The sequence below is a fragment of the Curtobacterium sp. NPDC089689 genome (genome assembly GCF_044749145.1).
Classification (GTDB): domain Bacteria; phylum Actinomycetota; class Actinomycetes; order Actinomycetales; family Microbacteriaceae; genus Curtobacterium.
This window is the reverse complement of sequence record NZ_JBIVHJ010000003.1, coordinates 377,719-397,340: the sequence shown is the minus strand read 5'-3', so window position 1 is coordinate 397,340 and position 19,622 is coordinate 377,719. Positions and strand designations below refer to the sequence as shown.

The window sequence follows — 19,622 nt, the reverse complement described above, 5'->3', positions numbered from 1 at the left end:
CACCGAAAGGCGACCGCACCTCCATGCCCCTCCTGAGCATCCCGAGCCCGAGCACCGCCTGGCAGTACTTCGACGTGACCGCCTGGCTCCGCGACGCGTTCGGCTGGTCGTTGCCGCTCGACTTCCGCATCCACGCGTACGCGATCTGCATCCTCATCGGCATCGTCGTCGCCGTCGTGATGGCGAACCACCGGCTGAACGCCCGCGGTGTCGAGCGGTGGATCATCATCGACATCGCGATCTGGGCCGTCCCCGCCGGCATCATCGGTGGCCGCCTCTTCCACGTGTTCACGCACGTCAGCGACTACTTCGGGCCCGGGCGCGACCCGTGGTCGTTCCTGTACATCTGGGAGGGCGGGCTCGCCATCTTCGGCGCGCTCATCCTCGGCTCCGTCGGCGCGTTCATCGGCTGCCGCCAGGTCGGCCTCCGCTTCACGACCTTCATCGACGCGATCGCGCCGGGTGTGCTGCTCGCGCAGGCGTTCGGGCGCTTCGGCAACTACTTCAACCACGAGCTGTTCGGCATGCCGACGAGCCTGCCGTGGGGCCTCGAGATCGAGTCGACCAACGCCGCGTACCCGAAGGGCCTGCCGGAGGGCACCCTCTTCCAGCCGACGTTCCTCTACGAGATCATCTGGAACGTCCTCGGCGTGCTCGTCATCCTCTTCCTCGCGCGGAAGTTCACGCTGCAGTGGGGCAAGGTCATGGCGCTCTACCTGATCTGGTACGGCGCGGGCCGCTCGGTCCTCGAGTCGATCCGTGTCGACACGAGCGAGACCTTCTTCGGTGTCCGCACGAACGTCTGGATGGCCCTCGCGGCGGTCCTGCTCGGCATCGTCATCTTCCTTGTGCAGTCGCGGCGACACACCGGCAAGGAGCCCTCGCCGTACCTGCCCGGTCGCGGGCCCGACGCACGCGCCGATGTAGACTCGGACGACACCTGGTCGGAGCACGACGACGAGCCTGCAGCCGTCGCCGCCGACCCGGTCGGCACCACCCGGTCCTAGCGCTCGGCGCCCCGCAGCGAGCTCCGAGCGCCCCGGACCGGACGCCGACCGACCACCGCCCGCCACGAACCGGGCTCCACACCACCCGTGCCGACGGGGCAACCCGCCGTCGGCACGGACGGGCACCTGTCCCGCCCGTCCGGGCGGAACGCACCACCGGGCCACCGCTGTCCCTGTTCCCATCCTCGTGAGGACGGTTCCCCATGGCGCACCAGCCAGACCAGACGCGCAGCGCCGCGTCGTCGCTCCTGCCCCCGCACCGCCGGTTCTCGGCCGTCCCCGACGCCACCGGCATGTACGACCCGGCGAACGAGAAGGACGCCTGCGGGCTCGCGATGGTCGCGACGCTCCGCGGCACCGCCGGGCACGACATCGTCGACGCCGCCCTTGGTGCGCTCCGCAACCTCGAGCACCGCGGTGCCGTCGGGTCGGACGCCGGGACCGGCGACGGTGCGGGCATCCTCTGCCAGGTGCCGGACGCCTTCCTGCGCGACGAGGTGTCGTTCGACCTGCCAGCGGCGGGGGAGTACGCCGTCGGGACCGCCTACCTGCCCCTCGACGAGGACGACCGCCACCGTGTGCAGGGCGCCGTCGAGCGGATCGCACGCGAAGAAGGCCTGCGTGTCCTCGGCTGGCGGGAGGTCCCGGTGCGTCCGGAGGTCCTCGGCACGCTCGCCCGTGCCGCCATGCCCGCGTTCGCCCAGCTGTTCGTCGCGTCGAACCGGCACGACGTGCACGGTGCTGCCTGGCACGGGATCGCCCTCGACCGCCAGGCATTCCGCCTCCGCAAGCGTGCCGAGCACGACGTGGAGGTCTACTTCATGTCGCTGTCGAGCCGGACCATGGTCTACAAGGGCATGGTCACGACGCTGCAGCTCGAGCCGTTCTACCCGGACCTCAGCGACGAGCGCTTCGCGTCGAAGCTCGCGATCGTGCACTCGCGGTACTCCACGAACACCTTCCCGTCGTGGCCGCTCGCGCAGCCGTTCCGCACTCTCGCGCACAACGGCGAGATCAACACCGTCCGCGGCAACCGCAACTGGATGCGGGCGCGGCAGTCGCAACTCCAGAGCGAGCTGCTCGGTGACATGGCGCCGCTGCTGCCGATCGTCAGCCCCGGTGCAAGTGACTCGGCCTCGTTCGACGAGGTCCTCGAGCTCCTCAGCCTGACCGGTCGGTCGCTGCCGCACGCGGTGTCGATGATGGTGCCGGAGGCGTGGGAGAACCAGACCGGTATGGACCCCGAGCTCCGTGCCTTCTACGAGTACCACTCGATGCTCATGGAGCCGTGGGACGGCCCCGCCGCGATCACCTTCACCGACGGCACGCTCGTCGGCGCGACCCTCGACCGGAACGGCCTGCGTCCGGGTCGCTTCCTCGTCACGGACGACGGACTCATCGTCATGGGCTCCGAGACGGGTGTCATCGACGTCCCGGCCGCGAAGGTCGTCCGCAAGGGCCGCCTGCGTCCTGGTCGGATGTTCCTGGTCGACACCGAGGCCGGTCGCATCATCGAGGACGACGAGGTCAAGCGGTCGCTCGCCGGGTCGGGCCCGTGGAGCGAGTGGCTCGAGTCCGGTCGGATCAACCTCGCGGACCTGCCGGAGCGCGAGCACATCGTGCACACGCCGGCCTCGGTGACCCGACGGCAGCGAGCGTTCGGCTACACCGAGGAGGAAGTGCGGATCCTCCTCCGCCCGATGGCCCAGACCGGCGCGGAGCCGCTCGGTGCGATGGGTTCGGACACGCCCATCGCGGTCCTCTCCCAGCGGCCGCGGCTGCTCTTCGACTACTTCACGCAGCAGTTCGCGCAGGTGACGAACCCGCCGCTCGACTCCATCCGCGAGCAGGTCATCACCTCGATGGGCATGGGTCTCGGTCCGGAGCGCAACCTCCTGTCCGCCGGCCCGGAGCACGCGAAGCAGATCGTGCTCGGCTTCCCGGTCATCGACAACGACGAGCTCGCGAAGATCCAGCACTTCGAGACCGCGTCGGGACGGCACCTCACCGTCACGATCAAGGGCCTCTACCGGGTCGACGACGGCGAGGCCGCGATGCAGAAGCGCATCGACGCGGTCTGTGCCGAGGTCGACGCCGCCATCGAGTCGGGCAAGCAGTTCATCGTGCTGTCCGACCGCGACGGCAACGCCGAGAACGCCCCGGTCCCGAGCCTCCTGCTGCTCGCTGCCGTGCACCACCACCTGATCCGCACCGAGCAGCGCATGAAGGTCGGCCTGATCGTCGAGGCCGGCGACGTGCGCGAGGTGCACCACGTGGCCACCCTGATCGGCTACGGCGCCTCGGCGATCAACCCGTACCTCGCGATGGAGACGTGCGAGAACCTCGTCCGCGCCGGGATGATCACGGGCATCACGCCCGAGCAGGCCGTCCGGAACGTCATCAAGGCGCTCGGCAAGGGCGTGCTGAAGATCATGTCCAAGATGGGCATCTCGACGGTGTCGAGCTACGCGGGCGCCCAGGCGTTCGAGGCGGTCGGTCTGTCCCAGGAGTTCGTCGACCGGTACTTCACCGGCACGTCGTCGATCCTCGGCGGCGTCGACGTCGACGTGATCGCCCGCGAGAACGCCGAACGGCACGCCCAGGCCTACCCGCAGGACGGCGCGGTGCTCTCGCACGAGCGGCTGCAGACCGGCGGCGAGTACCAGTGGCGACGCGAGGGCCCGCCGCACCTCTTCAACCCGGACACGGTGTTCCGCCTGCAGCACGCCACGCGCGCCCGCCGCTACGACATCTTCCGCGAGTACTCGAAGGCCGTGGACGACCAGTCCGAGGCGCTGATGACGCTCCGCGGGCTGTTCCGCTTCAAGGACGGCGCCCGCCAGCCGGTGCCGCTCGACGAGGTCGAGCCGATCGAATCGATCGTGAAGCGGTTCAACACGGGCGCCATGTCGTACGGGTCGATCTCGCAGGAGGCCCACGAGACCCTCGCGATCGCGATGAACCGTCTCGGTGCCCGGTCGAACACGGGTGAGGGCGGCGAGGACGTCGAGCGCCTGCTCGACCCCGAGCGTCGGAGCGCGATCAAGCAGGTCGCGTCCGGCCGCTTCGGTGTGACGAGCATGTACCTGACGCACGCCACGGACATCCAGCTGAAGATGGCACAGGGCGCCAAGCCCGGCGAGGGCGGGCAGCTGCCTCCGCAGAAGGTCTACCCGTGGGTCGCCCGCACCCGGCACGCGACCGCCGGTGTCGGGCTCATCTCGCCGCCGCCGCACCACGACATCTACTCCATCGAGGACCTCAAGCAGCTGATCTTCGACGTGAAGCGGGCGAACCCGTCCGCGCGCGTGCACGTCAAGCTCGTGAGCCAGTCCGGCATCGGCGCGGTCGCGGCCGGGGTGACGAAGGCCCTCGCCGACGTCGTCCTCGTGTCCGGCCACGACGGTGGGACGGGCGCCTCGCCGCTCAACTCGCTGAAGCACGCCGGCACCCCGTGGGAGATCGGCCTCGCCGAGACCCAGCAGACGCTCATGCTCAACGGCATGCGCGACCGCGTCGTGGTGCAGGTCGACGGGCAGATGAAGACCGGGCGCGACGTCGTCGTGGCCGCGCTGCTCGGCGCCGAGGAGTACGGCTTCGCGACCGCTCCGCTCGTCGTCGAGGGCTGCATCCTCATGCGGGTGTGCCACCTCGACACGTGCCCCGTCGGCGTCGCGACGCAGAACCCGGAGCTCCGCTCCCGGTTCTCCGGCAAGGCCGAGTACGTGGTGAACTTCTTCGAGTTCATCGCACAGGAGGTCCGCGAGCTCCTCGCCGAGCTCGGGTTCCGGTCGCTCGACGAGGCGATCGGCCAGGCAGACGTGCTCGACGTCGACCGCGCCGTCCAGCACTGGAAGGCCTCCGGTCTCGACCTCGGCCCGGTGCTGCAGGGGCCGACGTTCGAGGCGGACGAGCCACGCCGACACCACCGCGAGCAGGACCACGAACTCGACGAGCACTTCGACGTCGAGCTGATCCAGCGCACCGCCGACGTGCTCGAGCACGGGGGCTCGGTCGCGCTCGACCTGCCGATCCGCAACACGGAGCGCGCGGTCGGGACGATGCTCGGGCACGAGGTGACCCTCCGCCACGGCGAGCACGGGTTGCCGGCGGGGTCGATCGACATCACCCTCCGCGGCTCGGCGGGGCAGTCGCTCGGCGCGTTCCTGCCCGCGGGCGTGACACTCCGGCTGGTGGGCGACAGCAACGACTACGTCGGCAAGGGCCTCTCCGGCGGCGAGGTCATCGTCCGCCCCGACGACGAGTCCGCGTTCGACGCGGCCGAGAACGTCATCGCCGGCAACGTCATCGGGTACGGCGCGACCCAGGGCAGCATGTTCATCCGCGGGATCGTGGGCGAGCGCTTCCTGGTCCGCAACTCCGGGGCGACCGCGGTGGTCGAGGGTGTGGGCGACCACGCGCTCGAGTACATGACGGGCGGGCTGGCGCTCATCATCGGCGAGACCGGGCGGAACCTCGGCGCCGGCATGTCGGGCGGGACCGCGTACGTGCTCGGCCTCCGCGACGAGGACGTCAACCAGGACGCCCTCGCGAGCGGGGAGCTGCGTCTCGGGCCGCTCGACAGCGCCGACGTCGAGATCGTCACCGACCTGCTCGAGCGACACCGCGACGAGACGGGGTCGACGGTCGCGGCGGAACTGCTCGAGTCCGGTGACCTCAGCGGCTTCGTGAAGGTGCTGCCGCGCGACTACGCGGCGGTCCTCGCAACCCGGCAACAGGCCGTGGAAGAAGGGCTCGACCCCGACGGCGACATCGTCTGGAACCGCATCTTGGAGGCGACCAATGGCTGACCCGAAGGGCTTCTTGAAGGTGCAGGAGCGCGAGCTCCCGCAGCGACGCCCCGTCCCCGTGCGGCTCATGGACTGGAAAGAGGTCTACGAGCAGCAGGAGTCCGGCGCACTCAAGCGCCAGGCCGGTCGCTGCATGGACTGCGGCGTGCCGTTCTGCCACCAGGGCTGCCCGCTCGGCAACCTCATCCCGGAGTGGAACGACCTCACCTGGCGCGGCGAGGGTCGGCAGGCGATCGAGCGGCTGCACGCCACGAACAACTTCCCGGAGTTCACGGGTCGGCTCTGCCCGGCGCCGTGCGAGGCGTCCTGCGTGCTCGGCATCAACCAGCCCCCGGTGACGATCAAGCAGGTCGAGGTCTCGATCATCGACGAGGCGTTCCAGAACGGCTGGGTCACGCCGCACCCGCCCGAGCGCCTGACGGGCAAGACCGTCGCGGTCGTCGGCTCCGGCCCGGCCGGGCTCGCGGCCGCGCAGCAGCTGACCCGCGCCGGCCACACGGTCGCGGTGTACGAGCGCGACGACCGGATCGGCGGCCTGCTCCGCTACGGCATCCCGGACTTCAAGATGGAGAAGCGCCAGATCGACGCGCGTCTCGCCCAGATGCAGGCCGAGGGCACCCGCTTCCGCGCGGGTGTCGAGATCGGGCGAGACATCACCTGGGACGACCTGAAGTCCCGCTACGACGCCGTCGTGGTGGCGACCGGGGCGATGGTCCCGCGCGACCTGCCGATCCCGGGGCGCGACCTCGCGGGCGTCCACTACGCGATGGACTACCTCGTCCAGCAGAACAAGACGAACGCCGGCACGACCGTCGACAACCAGACCACGGCCGAGGGCAAGCACGTCGTCGTGATCGGCGGCGGTGACACGGGGGCGGACTGCATCGGCACCGCGCACCGGCAGGGCGCCCTCAGCGTGACGAACCTGGCGATCGGCAAGCAGCCGCCGCTCGAGCGTCCGTCCGAGCAGCCGTGGCCGATGTTCCCGACCGTGTTCGAGGTCACGAGCGCCCACGAGGAGGGCGGCGAGCGACACTTCCTCGCCTCCACCGTCGAGTTCCTCGGCAACGAGGCCGGCGAGGTCCGTGCCCTCCGTGTCGCTGAGACCGAGTACCTCGACGGCCGACGGGTCCCGAAGGCCGGCACCGAGCGCGAGATCCCCGCCGACCTCGTCCTCATCGCCATGGGCTTCACCGGGCCGGAGACCGACACCATCGAGCCCCAGCTCGGGCTGCCCACTGCGGCGTCCGGAGCGCTCGCCCGCGAGGCCGACTACTCCACCAACGAGCCGGGCGTCTTCGTCGCCGGGGACGCCGGTCGCGGGCAGTCGCTCATCGTGTGGGCGATCGCCGAGGGCCGTGCCGCCGCCGCGAAGGTCGACGAGTACCTCGAGGGCTCGACGATCCTGCCGGCGCCGGTCAAGGCGACCGACCGCGCGATCACCGTCTGATGCACGACGAGTGAGCGACGGGCCACCGGCACTCGGTAGGGTGCTGGTGGCCTCGCTTCGTTCCGCGCGGCCCCACAGCGCGGAAACCCAAGCACCATCCACCACCAGAAGGAATCCATTGAGACGCGCAAAGATCGTTTCGACGCTCGGACCGGCAACGTCGGAGTACGAGACCGTCAAGGAGATCATCGAGGCGGGCGTCGACGTCGCCCGACTCAACCTCAGCCACGGTGACTACAGCGTCCACGAGGCCAACTACGAGAACGTCCGTCGCGCCGCCGAGGAGCTCGGCAAGCCCGTCGCGATCCTCGTCGACCTGCAGGGCCCGAAGATCCGCCTGGCGAAGTTCGCCGACGGCCCCCACGAGCTCGCGGTCGGTGACGTCTTCACGATCACGACCGAGGACGTCCCCGGCTCGAAGGAGATCTGCGGAACGACCTTCAAGGGCCTGCCGCAGGACGTCAAGCCCGGCGACCCGCTCCTCATCGACGACGGCCGCGTGCGGCTGCGCGTGCTCGACACCGACGGGGTCCGCGTCCGGACCGAGGTCGTCGTCGCCGGCACGGTGTCGAACAACAAGGGCATCAACCTCCCGGGTGTCGCCGTCAACGTCCCCGCTCTGAGCGAGAAGGACGAGGCCGACCTCCGCTGGGCGATCCGCCAGGGCGCCGACCTCATCGCGCTGTCCTTCGTCCGGAACGCCGCCGACGTGCAGCGCGCCCACGAGATCATGGACGAGGAGGGCAAGCGCCTCCCCGTCATCGCGAAGATCGAGAAGCCGCAGGCCGTCGACGCGCTCGAGGAGATCATCGACGCCTTCGACAGCATCATGGTCGCACGCGGTGACCTCGGCGTGGAGCTCCCGCTCGAGGCGGTGCCGATCGTGCAGAAGCGCGCGGTCGAGCTCGCCCGCCGCATGGCGAAGCCGGTCATCGTCGCGACGCAGATGCTCGAGTCGATGATCTCGTCGCCGATCCCGACCCGCGCCGAGACGTCCGACGTCGCGAACGCGGTCCTCGACGGCGCGGACGCGGTGATGCTCTCGGGCGAGACCAGCGTCGGCGAGTACCCGGTGCAGACGGTCCGCACCATGGCCCGCATCGTCGAGTCCACCGAGGACCACGGCCTCGAGCGCATCGCGCCGCTCGGCACGAAGCCCCGCACGCTCGGGGGTGCGATCACCCTCGCGGCCGTCGAGATCGCGGAGTTCACCGAGGCGTCGTACCTCTGCGTGTTCACCGAGTCCGGCGACTCGGCTCGTCGCATGTCGCGCCTGCGTCACGGCCTGCCGATCATCGCCTTCACCCCGAACGAGGCCACGCGCCGCCGCATGGCGCTCACCTGGGGCGTCCGCTCGTTCCTCGTCGACCGGAAGACCCACACCGACGAGCTGTTCTCGCAGGTCGACGACGTCCTCCTCGAGCACGGTCTCGCCGCGCCGGGCGACCGCGTCGTCGTGACGGCGGGTTCGCCTCCCGGCATCGAGGGGTCGACGAACGACCTCCGGGTGCACCGGGTCGGGGACGCGCACGCCGAGGCCGCACCGGCCTACGTGCGCGACTGACACCGGTCGCGTCCGGACAGGGCGCGGACGGGAGGCACGGTGCGGGTGATCCGCACGGCCTTCGGTCCGCGCCCTGTCGCGTCCCGCTCCGCACCTGCGCCGACGACGCGCCTCGCGTCACGCCCCCACCTGCGCCGACGACGCGCCTCGCGTCCCGCCCCCACCTGCGCCGACGACGCGCCTCGCGTCCGCCCCGCGGCCGACGCGACCAGCCCGTCGCTCGACCGGGCAGGATGGGTGCTGTGAGCCTCCAGGACGACACCGTGTCAGCACCCACCGGCGCCGACGTCCGTCGCTGGCGCCGCTACCTGGCCGACGAGCGCGCGGAGGCGGCCGTCTACCGGAACCTCGCCGCGCGTCGCACCGGTGAGGAGCGCGAGATCCTCGCCGCCCTCGCCGAGGCGGAGGGTCGGCACGAGCAGCACTGGCTCGAGCTCCTCGGCGACCGTGTCGGCCGACCGCAGCGGGGGAGCCTGCGCACCCGGGTCCTCGCGTCGCTCGCGAAGCGGTTCGGCTCGGTGTTCGTGCTCGCGCTCATGCAGCGGGCCGAGGACCGCTCGCCGTACGCGGACGACGACGACGCCACCGCACGGATGGCCGCCGACGAGCGCATCCACGGCGAGGTCGTCCGCGGTCTCGCGAACCGTGGGCGCATGCGGCTGTCCGGTACGTTCCGCGCGGCCGTCTTCGGCGCGAACGACGGCCTCGTGTCGAACCTCGCGCTCATCATCGGCATCAGCGCGTCCGGGGCTGACCGCCACTTCGTCCTGCTGAGCGGCATCGCGGGGCTCCTCGCCGGCGCGCTGTCGATGGGCGCGGGGGAGTACGTGTCGGTCCGGTCGCAGCGCGAGTTGCTCGAGGCATCCGCGCCGCACCCGGAGGCCGGCCGTGCGGTGGCGGACCTCGACGTCGACGCCAACGAACTCGCGCTCGTCTACCGCGCGCGTGGCATGGACGAGGCGGCGGCGCACGCCCACGCGGCCGAGGTCATCGCCGGACTCGGGCCGTCCGCCGAGACGGGGTCCACGCCGACGCGGGACGACCACGAGGCGATCGGCAACGGCATGAGTGCGGCGGTGTCGAGCTTCTGTTTCTTCGCCTCCGGTGCGGTGATCCCGATCCTGCCGTACGCGTTCGGGCTCGAGGGGTGGCCCGCGATCACGGTCGCCGGTGCGCTCGTCGGGGTCGCGCTGCTCGGGACCGGGGCGGTCGTCGGGGTCCTCAGCGGCGCCTCACCGCTCAAGCGGGCGCTGCGGCAGCTCGCGATCGGGTTCGGCGCGGCGGTCGTGACGTACGGGCTCGGGTTGCTGTTCGGGACCGGCGCGGCGTAGCGGCCCCGGCGGCCGGTCGTCGGTCGGACGCCGGGACGTCGGTCGGACGCCGGGGCGTTGATCGGCCGTCGCCGCGGCCACCGGCGCCTGCGGACGGGAACGCACGCGGACCCGGTCAGCGTCGCGCGGCTGCCCGCGGCGGCAGGAGCAGCAGCGCGGCGGCACCCACGACGACCAGGGCGATGCCGGCGAGCACCGTGAAGACCGCGAGCGCGAGCGTGGGGGCGAGGAGGACGGCGACGCCGCCGAGGACCGAGAGCACCCCGCTCACCGCGGTCGGGACGCGCGACGACCCGGGGTGCCCGACGACCGCGCCGACGGCCGACACGGCGCCCTCGACGATGAACCCGACGCCGGCGAGCACCGCGTACACGACGAGCGGCACGAACGGGTCCACCAGGCAGAGCAGCCCGGCGAGGCCGACGAGCACGCCGACGACGCCCGACGTCCACCGCCAGACCGGTGCCGTCCCGTGCCCGCGGACCGCAGCGAACACCCGGAGGGCACCCGCCACGACGAGGTAGACGCCGAACACCACCGCGAGGAGCGCCAGGGTCGGGCGCGGCCAGGCGATCGCGACGATGCCCAGGGCGATCGCGACGACGGCGGTCACGACGACGAAGACGCGGAACGTCCGGACGGCACGAGAGTCCACGAGCGCTCCTTCCCTGGTCGGCCGCGGTCGGGCCTGCTCGGCATCGACGCTACCGCGAGCGTCGTTGCCCGGTTCCCGCGGGCGCCGATGCCCGGTTCCCGCGGGCGGCGCCGCCCGGGCGCGGCGTCCGGTGCTGCCCGGGTGCAGCGGGCGGCGCTGCCCGGGTGCCGACCGTGCAACCGGATGCAACCTCTCCCGTCGTAGCGTGCGAGCAGGCGCGGACCCAGCGCCGCCGACAACGTCGTCGAAAGGTGTCCACCATGACCATCGCACCGTCGCCCGCCACCTACGCCGCCCCCGGCGAGGAGGGCTCGCTCGTCGAGTACCGGTCGCGCTACGACCACTTCATCGGAGGCGAGTACGTCGCCCCCGCGGGCGGGCAGTACTTCGAGAACCCGACGCCCGTCACCGGCAGGGTCTTCTGCGAGGTCGCCCGCGGCGACTCCACGGACGTCGACCGGGCGGTCGAGGCCGCGTGGAAGGCGTTCCCGGCGTGGAGCCGCACGAGCGTCGCCGAACGAGCCGGGATCCTCAACAAGATCGCCGACCGGATGGAGGAGCAGCTGCAGATGCTCGCGGTCGCTGAGACGTGGGAGAACGGCAAACCGATCCGCGAGACCCTCGGCGCGGACATCCCGCTCGCGATCGACCACTTCCGCTACTTCGCGGGCGCGATCCGCGCGCAGGAGGGCTCGACGGGGGAGATCGACCACGACACCGTCGCCTACCACTTCCACGAGCCGCTCGGCGTCGTCGGCCAGATCATCCCGTGGAACTTCCCGATCCTCATGGCGGTGTGGAAGCTCGCCCCGGCGCTCGCCGCGGGCAACTGCGTCGTGCTGAAGCCCGCCGAGCAGACCCCTGCCTCGATCCACGTGCTCGTGGAGCTCATCCGCGACCTGCTGCCGGCCGGGGTGCTCAACGTCGTGAACGGCTTCGGCATCGAGGTCGGCGCGCCGCTCGCCCAGCACCCGGACATCCGGAAGGTCGCGTTCACGGGAGAGACGACGACGGGCCGGCTGATCATGCAGTACGCGTCCCAGAACCTCATCCCGGTGACGCTCGAGCTCGGCGGGAAGAGCCCGAACGTGTTCTTCGCGGACGTCGCCCAGGAGCGGGACGCCTTCTACGACAAGGCACTCGAGGGCTTCGCGTTCTTCAACCTCAACCAGGGCGAGGTCTGCACGTGTCCGTCGCGGGCGCTCGTGGCGAAGGAGATCTACGACGGGTTCGTGGCGGACGGACTCGACCGGGTACGCGCCGTCAAGCAGGGTCACCCGCTCGACCCGGCGACGATGATCGGGGCGCAGGCCTCGAACGACCAGCTCGAGAAGATCCTGAGCTACATCGACATCGGCAAGCAGGAGGGCGCGAAGCTGCTGACCGGCGGTGAACGGGCCGACCTCGGCGGAGAGCTGTCCGGCGGCTACTACGTCACCCCGACGATCTTCGAGGGCGACAACTCGATGCGGATCTTCCAGGAGGAGATCTTCGGCCCGGTGCTCGCCCTGACGTCCTTCAGCGGCTACGACGACGCCATCCGGATCGCCAACGACACCCTGTACGGCCTCGGCGCGGGCGTGTGGAGCCGCGAGGCGACGACGCTCTACCGCGCCGGGCGGGACATCCAGGCCGGTCGTGTCTGGTCGAACACGTACCACCAGTACCCGGCGGGCGCGGCGTTCGGCGGGTACAAGCAGTCGGGCATCGGGCGCGAGAACCACAAGATGATGCTCGAGCACTACCAGCAGACGAAGAACCTCCTCGTGTCCTACGCCGAGGGCCCGATGGGCTTCTTCTGATGCCGGACTCCGATGGCGGGGCGGCGCCCCGACCCGTCACCGACGGCGGGGCGGCATCCCGACCCGCCACCGCCCGCGTGGCGGTCACACCGGCGGCGGGGGAGCTCCTGCGCTCCCTCGCCGCCCGGCACGGCCCGCTCATGTTCCACCAGTCCGGCGGCTGCTGCGACGGCTCGAGTCCGATGTGCTACCCGGTCGGCATGTTCCGGACCGGCCCCGGCGACGTGCTCCTCGGCGCGTTGGACGTGGACGGCATCGACCCGGTCGAGGTCTACATGTCCCGCTCGCAGTTCGAGTACTGGAAGTACACGCACCTCACGATCGACGTCGTAGACGGCCGCGGCGCGGGCTTCTCGCTCGAGGTCCCGGAGGGCAAGCGCTTCCTGACGCGGTCGCGGATGCTCACCGACGACGAGCTGGTCGACCTGGGCCTGGTCCCGGCGAGTGGTCGGACGTAGGCTGACCGCACCAGCCGCGACGACGCGGTCGGGGTTCCGGACAGGAGGGCACGTGCGCGCACCGTCCGGGCTCCGTCCGCTCGTCGCCGAGTCGTGGGAGCGGTCCGCCCGTGTCGACCCGGACGGCCTCCCCGAGGTCGCACTCGGCGACGACGAACTCGATGCCCTCCTCCGTGCCGGCCCGCTCGGGACCGCGCTGCCGGTCGTCCGTCGCCTGCTCCTCGACGACGCACGGTCCGCGGGGTGCATCGTCGCCGTGACGGACGCGGCCGGCCGGCTGGTCTGGGTCGAGGGCGCGCACCGAGCCCGCAGCGCGGCGGAGGGCATGGGGTTCGTCGCGGGCGCCGACTGGGCGGAGGAGCACGCGGGCACGAGCGCACCGGGGACCGCGCTCCGGCTCGGTCGCCCGGTCCAGATCCACGCCGAGGAGCACTACGCGACAGCCGTGAAGGCGTTCTCCTGCACGGCGGTCCCGCTCCGGGACGCCTCGGGCCGTGTGGTCGGTGCGCTCGACCTCACGGGCGACGAACGCGCGGTCGAGCGGCACACGCTCCCGCTGCTCACCGCGACCGCCGCCGCTGCGGAGGCCGAGCTCGCCCTCGCCGCACTCCGGGGTCCCGTCGCCCCGATGCCTCGACCGGAACCGACCGGTCTGGACCTGCTCGGTTCCGACACGGCGACCCTCCGGACCGGGGAGCGCAGCGTCCGACTGTCCGAGCGGCACTCGGAGATCCTCGCCGTGCTCGCCGCCGCACCCGCCGGGCTCGGGGCGGCGGACCTCGCGGTCGCCGTCTACGGCGACGTCCGGGCGGTGACGACGCTGCGCGCCGAGGTCGTCCGGCTCCGTCGGGTGCTCGCCGACCATGCGCCGGACGCACGCCTGACGTCACGGCCGTACCGTCTGTCCGGGGTCCGGACCGACGTCGACAGCGTGCTGTCCGCGCTCGACCGCGGGGCGCGCCTCCAGGCCGTCGACCGGTACACCGGACCGGTCCTGCCCGGGTCCGCTTCGCCCGGTGTCGACGACCTGCGCGACCAGGTGCGCTCCCGGTTCCGCGAGGCGCTGCTCGCCGACGGCGGCGTCGACGCGCTGCAGGCGTGGGCACGCACCGCGGACGGTGCCGCGGACGAGCAGGTGCTCCGCGCGCTGCTCGCGGTGCTGCCGCGGCGGTCGCCGCGGCGGGCCGGCGTGGTGGCGGCGATCGAGGCGATCGAGCGTCCCTGACCGCAGGCGCTGACGGCCGGGAGGCACGACACGCGTCGACCGGTCGGCCGACGGTGCGCGCCTCCCGCGCCGGGTGCGGTCACCCGGTCAGGACCCCGTCGTCGGCGCGGGCGTAGCGGAGCCGCCCTCGCTCGGGGCCGTGCCGTCCTTCGGTGCGGCGGGCGGGGTGGGGGCCTTCCCGTCCTTCGGTGCGGCGGGCGGGGTGGGGGCCGTGCCGTCCTTCGGTGCGGCGGGCGGGGTGGGTGCCTTCCCGTCCTTCGGCGCGGCCGGCGGGGTGGGGGCCGTGCCGTCCTTCGGTGCGGCGGGCGGGGTGGGGGCCTTCCCGTCCTTCGGCGCGGCCGGCGGGGTGGGAGCCTTGCCGCCCGCGAGCGGGCCCGCGACGCACCCCGGCGCCGCGGCGGGGCCACTCGCGTCGCCTCCAGGTCCGGCCTTGGGCGCACCGCTGGGCGCTCCGCTCGGTGCGCCGCTCGGTGCACCGCTGGGTGCTCCGGTCGGGGCGACGCTCGGTGCGCTCGGCGCGGCCATCGCCGCCGTCACACCGATCCCACCGAGGACCAGCGCCGCTGCCGCCGCGGTGCCGATGCCGACCGCCCGGAGGGTCCGGCGTCGACGGCCGGCGGTGAGCTGGTCGTCCTGTTCGTGCTGCATGGTGTCTCCTGTTCGTCGAGCGGCTGACCGGTCGGACCGCCGCGGAGGAGACGCTCGGATCCGAATCTGAAGCAGGACTGAAGCATGTGCGGCGCACAGGGTTTCTCCAGGCCGTTCCAGGCTCCGTGATGGCGGTGCCGACCTACGGTGTCCGCCGTGAACGCACCAGCACGCATCCTCGTGGTCGAGGACGACGACTCCCTCCGGACCGCGGTGGCGACGACCCTCCGCGCCGAGGGCTTCGTCGTCGCCGAGGCCCCGGACGGCCGCACCATCGCCGAGGACCTCGACCGGACGGCCCCCGACCTCGTGCTCCTCGACTGGATGCTCCCCGGGCCGAGCGGCATCCTGCTCGCCGCGCGCATCCGTGCCCGCTCGGACGCCGCCGTGGTGATGACGACCGCGCGCGATGAACTCGACGACCGGCTGCGCGGGTTCGCCGAGGGTGCGGACGACTACGTCGTGAAGCCGTTCGCGATGGCCGAACTCGTTGCGCGGGTCACAGCGGTGCTGCGCCGACGCGGACGGATCCCGTCGGTGATCGAGGTGGGTGACCTCGTGCTCGACCCCGACGCCTCGACCGTCCGGCGGGCCGGCATCGTGCTCGACCTCACCGCGACGGAGTTCCGGCTCCTCCGGTTCCTCGCCGAGAGCCGCGGCCGCACGGTCTCGAAGGCGCAGATCACGACCCAGGTGTGGGGCTACGAGGACATCGCCCCGAACGTGGTCGAGGTCCACCTCAGCGCACTGCGTCGGAAGATGGAGGCGCACGGCCCTCGGCTCGTGCACACCGTGCGCGGGCTCGGCTACCGGCTCGCGGTCGACCGGGGTGCCGCGTGAGCGAGGACCTCGCCGCTCCCGGTCGACCGCTCCGCACCACCTCCCTCCGGCTCCGCACCGTCGTCGCCGTCACCGTGCTGCTGGCCGTCCTGCTCGCGGGACTCGTCGTCGCGGTCGAGGCCGTCCTCGGTGCCCGGCTCACCGCCCAGGTCGAGGGCCGCCTGCGCGACCGCGCGTCGGCGGCCGCCGCGCTCGTGGGGGTGCTGGACGCCGACGACCTCGCCGACCGGTTGTCGGCGCAGGGACTCTCGGTCCGCATCGTCGAGCCCGACGGTGCCGCCGTCGAGGCCGGTCCCACGCCGGACCAGCTGCGGAACGGCCCGCCGGACCCGGGTGGGCTGCCGGGTCCCGCGGCGAAGGCGGACGCCCCGGGCACGGGGCGATCCGCGGCGACCGGATCGTCCGCAGCAGGGTCCACCAGCACGTCGGCGGCCGGCACACGGATCACCTCGTCCTCGGTGCGGGACGACGACGGCGTGCTCACGCTCCGCTCGGACCTCGCCGATGGGACGCGCATCACCCTCACCGCCGGGACCCGTGACGTGCAGGAGACCCTCGCGCAGCTCGGCTGGGTGATGGGCGGCGCGTCCGCGGCCTTCCTCGGGATCGCGGTCGTCGGTCTCGTCCTCGTGGTCCGGCGCACCATGCGACCGCTCGACGAGATGACCGGGGCGGCTCGCTCGATCGCCTCCGGGGACCGTGGCCGACGACTCCGGCCGGAGCGGACGGACACCGAGATCGGACGGGTCGCGCTCGCGTTCGACGAGATGCTCGACGCCGTCGAGGGTGCGGAGGCGAAGGCCGTCGCCGCCGAGGAACGTGTGCGCGGGTTCCTCTCCGACGCCGCGCACGAGCTCCGCACCCCCGTCGCTGGCGTCCGGGCCGCCGCCGACACCCTCGTCCGGAACGGTGCCGCGGACCCCACGACGAACGAGGAGCTCGCGGTCCACGTCGTCCGGCAGGCGGACCGCGCGGCCCGGCTCGTCGACGACATGCTCACGATGGCCCGGCTCGACCGGGGGATCGCGCTCGACCGGCGCCCGACCGACCTCGGGCCGTGGCTCGTGGCGGAGGTCGACCGGCTGCGGCTCCGGTTGCCCGCCACCACCGTCGACGCGACCGTGCCCGAGCACGCGGTGGTCGCCGACGTCGACCCGGACCGGCTCGCGCAGGTCGTCGGCAACCTCGTCGACAACGCCGCACGGGCGACGGGGCCGAGCGGGACCGTCCGCCTCACCCTGACGGAGGAGTCGGGGGAGGCCGTCGTCCGGGTCGAGGACGACGGGCCCGGCATCCCGGCGTCCGAACGGGAGCGGGTGTTCGACCGGCTCGTGCGGCTCGAGGCCTCCCGCGACGTCCGTTCCGGCGGTGCCGGGCTCGGGCTGCCGATCGCCCGGGGCATCGCCGAGGCCCACGGCGGGACACTCGCGAACGCCGACAACCGTCGCGGTGTCGATGGTCTCGGCGGCGCCGTGTTCGACCTGCGGGTGCTGCTAGCCTGATGTCCTCGCGAGTGTGGTGGAACGGTAGACACGGGGCACTCAAAATGCTCTGCCTCACGGCGTGCGGGTTCGAGTCCCGCCACTCGTACGGAGACGGCTCACGGCGTGCGGGGCAGTTCACGTCCCGGGCGTCCCGCCACTCGTACAAGAGCCTGCCGAGCGAGGAGTGCAGGCGACTTCTAGTAAGGTTTCGTTCGTGAGTGACACAGAAGCAACCCCAGCAGCACCGCGTCGCGTCGTCGTCGCCGAGGACGAGTCGCTCATCCGCCTCGACATCGTCGAGATCCTCCGCGACAACGGGTTCGACGTCGTGGGCGAGGCGGGTGACGGCGAGACCGCCGTGCAGCTCGCCACCGACCTCCGTCCCGACCTCGTCGTCATGGACGTCAAGATGCCGCAGCTCGACGGCATCTCCGCCGCCGAGAAGCTCTCCAAGAACCACATCGCTCCGGTGGTCCTCCTCACGGCGTTCAGCCAGAAGGACCTCGTCGAGCGCGCGACCGAGGCCGGCGCCCTCGCCTACGTCGTCAAGCCGTTCACGCCGAACGACCTGCTCCCCGCGATCGAGATCGCCCTCTCGCGCCACCAGCAGATCATCACCCTCGAGGCCGAGGTCGCCGACCTCGTCGAGCGCTTCGAGACCCGCAAGCTCGTCGACCGCGCCAAGGGCCTGCTGAACGAGAAGATGGGCCTCACCGAGCCCGAGGCGTTCCGCTGGATCCAGAAGGCGTCCATGGACCGCCGTCTGACGATGCACGACGTCGCCAAGGCGATCATCGAGCAGCTGAGCGCCAAGAAGTAGCGTCCGCGTCGCTCGCACGAGAGCGCCGTCTCCCACCGGGAGGCGGCGCTCTCTCGTCGTCTGCGGCGCCGCGACCCGGCCCGGAGGCGCGGGGTGCGCCCGCCCCGGCCGGCCACCTGGCAGGGTGGAGCGATGGACGACGTGGTGATCCGTGCCTCCCGGCCCACCGACATGGCGGCGGTCGCTGACCTGCGCTGGCGGTGGAGCGTCGACGAGGACCGCGTCGCCCCGGCCGTGACGCCGGCGGAGTACCGGGACGCGATGCGCGTCTTCGCAGCCGAGCACCCCGCCTCGCACCGGTGCGTGGTCGCGGAACGGGACGGGCGGGTGCTCGCCATGGCGTGGCTCGCCCTGAACCCTCGGCCGCCGGCGCCGCACCGACCACGGGGCCGGGTGGCGGCCGAGCTCCAGACCGTGTACGTGCACCCGGACCTCCGGGGTGCCGGCGTCGCTGGGCGGCTCGTCGCGCGACTGCTCGAGATCGCGGACGAGGCCGGAGCCGAACGCGTCGTGGTGCACTCGAGCGTCGTCGGCGAGCGGCTCTACCGGCGACTCGGCTTCGGCGACGCTCGACGGCTGCTGCAGCGGCCGCCCGAGGACTGACGCCCTCGCCCGACCCGGGCCGGCCAGGCTCGGGGCGGTCAGGCTCGGGGCGGTCAGGGCCGCGGCGGGAGCTGCTGCAACGTCCAGGCGTTGCCGTCGGGGTCGCGGAAGAAGACGAACCGACCCCAGGCGAGCTCGTCGACCCCGATCGCCTCGACGCCGAGGCCCTGCAGGTGGGCGAGCGCCTCGTCGGCGTCCGGGACGACGACCTGGACCGACTTCAGCGACCCGGGCGGCACGTCCGGCGACATGATCCCCTCACCGAACGCGATCGAGCAGGCCGAGCCGGGCGGTGTCGCCTGCACGAACCGGACGTCGTCGGAGACGCGTTGGTCGTGGTCGATGACGAACCCGATGCGCTCGTAGAACTCCCGGGCACGGTCGACGTCGCTGACCGGGACCATGATGAGTTCGATCTTCCAGTCGGTCGCGGGCATGGTCACTCCTTCGTGGGTGCCCGGCGGTTGCGGTGCGGCGGGGGTCGCTCCGGTCCGTCGCGTCAGCGGGCGTCGCGGATCATGTTGGTGATGCGCACGGTGGAGCAGCGCCGCCCCTGGTCGTCGGTGAGGACGATCTCGTGCGTGGTGAGGGTGTTGCCGAGGTGGATCGCGGTGCAGGTCCCGGTGACGGTGCCGCTCGTGGCGCTGCGGGAGTGCGAGGCGTTGAGCTCGATGCCGACGGCGTAGCGCCCGGGGCCGGCGTGGACGTTGGCGGCCATCGACCCGAGGCTCTCCGCGAGGACGACGTACGCACCGCCGTGGAGCAGGCCGACCGGCTGCCGGTTGCCCTCGACGGGGATCGTCCCCACCGCGCGCTCGGCCGTGAGCTCGGTGATCACCATGCCCATCTTCTCGGCGAGCTCGCCCATGCCGCGCTCGGCCAGGCGGTCGTCGACCGCGGTGGTGGTGGTCGCTTCGTCGGTCA

16 protein-coding genes and 1 tRNA gene are annotated in these 19,622 nt (G+C 72.3%); 13 read left to right on the top strand and 4 right to left on the bottom strand.

Annotated elements, in window-relative coordinates; all coding sequences use genetic code 11:
- The first annotated feature begins 23 nt into the window (after positions 1-23).
- From lgt to ACIPYW_RS13460, 5 genes are all read left to right on the top strand, one after another.
- Positions 24-1,007 (top strand): prolipoprotein diacylglyceryl transferase, encoded by a 984-nt coding sequence (lgt, locus tag ACIPYW_RS13480; protein ID WP_290131637.1) that lies wholly within the window; start codon positions 24-26, stop codon positions 1,005-1,007.
- Positions 1,008-1,210: 203 nt separating this feature from the next.
- Positions 1,211-5,818: a glutamate synthase large subunit gene (gene gltB, locus ACIPYW_RS13475; RefSeq protein ID WP_400414344.1), complete on the top strand. Its 4,608-nt coding sequence runs from the start codon at positions 1,211-1,213 to the stop codon at positions 5,816-5,818.
- On the top strand, positions 5,811-7,268 hold the full coding sequence (locus tag ACIPYW_RS13470; protein WP_400414343.1) for a glutamate synthase subunit beta: 1,458 nt from the start codon (positions 5,811-5,813) through the stop codon (positions 7,266-7,268). Before gltB ends, ACIPYW_RS13470 begins: the two co-directional genes overlap by 8 nt.
- A 118-nt stretch (positions 7,269-7,386) precedes the next feature.
- On the top strand, positions 7,387-8,832 hold the full coding sequence (gene pyk, locus ACIPYW_RS13465) for a pyruvate kinase (protein WP_058727235.1): 1,446 nt from the start codon (positions 7,387-7,389) through the stop codon (positions 8,830-8,832).
- 233 nt (positions 8,833-9,065) lie between these two features.
- Complete coding sequence (locus ACIPYW_RS13460; RefSeq protein ID WP_400414340.1) at positions 9,066-10,163, top strand: VIT1/CCC1 family protein; 1,098 nt, start codon at positions 9,066-9,068, stop codon at positions 10,161-10,163.
- Positions 10,164-10,278: 115 nt separating this feature from the next.
- On the opposite strand, the gene ACIPYW_RS13455 is transcribed toward ACIPYW_RS13460, so the two are convergent.
- Positions 10,279-10,818 (bottom strand): HdeD family acid-resistance protein, encoded by a 540-nt coding sequence (locus ACIPYW_RS13455; RefSeq protein WP_400414337.1) that lies wholly within the window; start codon positions 10,816-10,818, stop codon positions 10,279-10,281.
- 260 nt (positions 10,819-11,078) lie between these two features.
- Here ACIPYW_RS13455 and ACIPYW_RS13450 point away from each other — a divergent pair, with 260 nt between their 5' ends.
- Genes ACIPYW_RS13450 through ACIPYW_RS13440 form a run of 3 tightly spaced genes read left to right on the top strand, consistent with a single transcriptional unit; the run spans position 11,079 to position 14,303 of the window.
- Positions 11,079-12,620, top strand: coding sequence for an aldehyde dehydrogenase family protein (locus ACIPYW_RS13450; protein WP_400414334.1), 1,542 nt, complete (start codon positions 11,079-11,081; stop codon positions 12,618-12,620).
- Positions 12,620-13,078: a DUF779 domain-containing protein gene (locus ACIPYW_RS13445; RefSeq protein WP_400414331.1), complete on the top strand. Its 459-nt coding sequence runs from the start codon at positions 12,620-12,622 to the stop codon at positions 13,076-13,078. Before ACIPYW_RS13450 ends, ACIPYW_RS13445 begins: the two co-directional genes overlap by 1 nt.
- 52 nt (positions 13,079-13,130) lie before the next feature.
- Entirely contained in the window at positions 13,131-14,303 is a 1,173-nt protein-coding gene (locus ACIPYW_RS13440; protein ID WP_400414328.1) for a GAF domain-containing protein, read from the top strand.
- Positions 14,304-14,390: 87 nt separating this feature from the next.
- Here ACIPYW_RS13440 and ACIPYW_RS13435 read toward each other — a convergent pair whose 3' ends face one another.
- Positions 14,391-14,951 (bottom strand): hypothetical protein, encoded by a 561-nt coding sequence (locus tag ACIPYW_RS13435; protein WP_400414325.1) that lies wholly within the window; start codon positions 14,949-14,951, stop codon positions 14,391-14,393.
- A 156-nt stretch (positions 14,952-15,107) separates the two neighbouring features.
- On the opposite strand from ACIPYW_RS13435, the gene ACIPYW_RS13430 reads away from it, so the two are divergent.
- From ACIPYW_RS13430 to ACIPYW_RS13410, 5 genes are all read left to right on the top strand, one after another.
- Positions 15,108-15,791: a response regulator transcription factor gene (locus ACIPYW_RS13430; protein ID WP_400414322.1), complete on the top strand. Its 684-nt coding sequence runs from the start codon at positions 15,108-15,110 to the stop codon at positions 15,789-15,791.
- Positions 15,788-17,293: an ATP-binding protein gene (locus ACIPYW_RS13425; protein ID WP_400414319.1), complete on the top strand. Its 1,506-nt coding sequence runs from the start codon at positions 15,788-15,790 to the stop codon at positions 17,291-17,293. The genes ACIPYW_RS13430 and ACIPYW_RS13425 overlap by 4 nt, the downstream gene beginning before the upstream one ends.
- 7 nt (positions 17,294-17,300) lie before the next feature.
- Positions 17,301-17,381, top strand: a tRNA-Leu gene (locus ACIPYW_RS13420).
- 108 nt (positions 17,382-17,489) lie between these two features.
- Complete coding sequence (locus ACIPYW_RS13415) at positions 17,490-18,095, top strand: ANTAR domain-containing response regulator (RefSeq protein WP_022903868.1); 606 nt, start codon at positions 17,490-17,492, stop codon at positions 18,093-18,095.
- A 132-nt stretch (positions 18,096-18,227) separates the two neighbouring features.
- Positions 18,228-18,698, top strand: a complete 471-nt coding sequence (locus ACIPYW_RS13410) for a GNAT family N-acetyltransferase (protein WP_400414316.1) — start codon at positions 18,228-18,230, stop codon at positions 18,696-18,698.
- Between the two features lie 53 nt (positions 18,699-18,751).
- Here the strand turns inward: ACIPYW_RS13410 and ACIPYW_RS13405 are convergent, their stop codons facing one another.
- Positions 18,752-19,135, bottom strand: coding sequence for a VOC family protein (locus ACIPYW_RS13405; protein ID WP_400414313.1), 384 nt, complete (start codon positions 19,133-19,135; stop codon positions 18,752-18,754).
- Positions 19,136-19,197: 62 nt separating this feature from the next.
- On the bottom strand, positions 19,198-19,566 hold the full coding sequence (locus tag ACIPYW_RS13400; RefSeq protein ID WP_058724714.1) for a PaaI family thioesterase: 369 nt from the start codon (positions 19,564-19,566) through the stop codon (positions 19,198-19,200).
- Positions 19,567-19,622 lie beyond the last annotated feature (56 nt).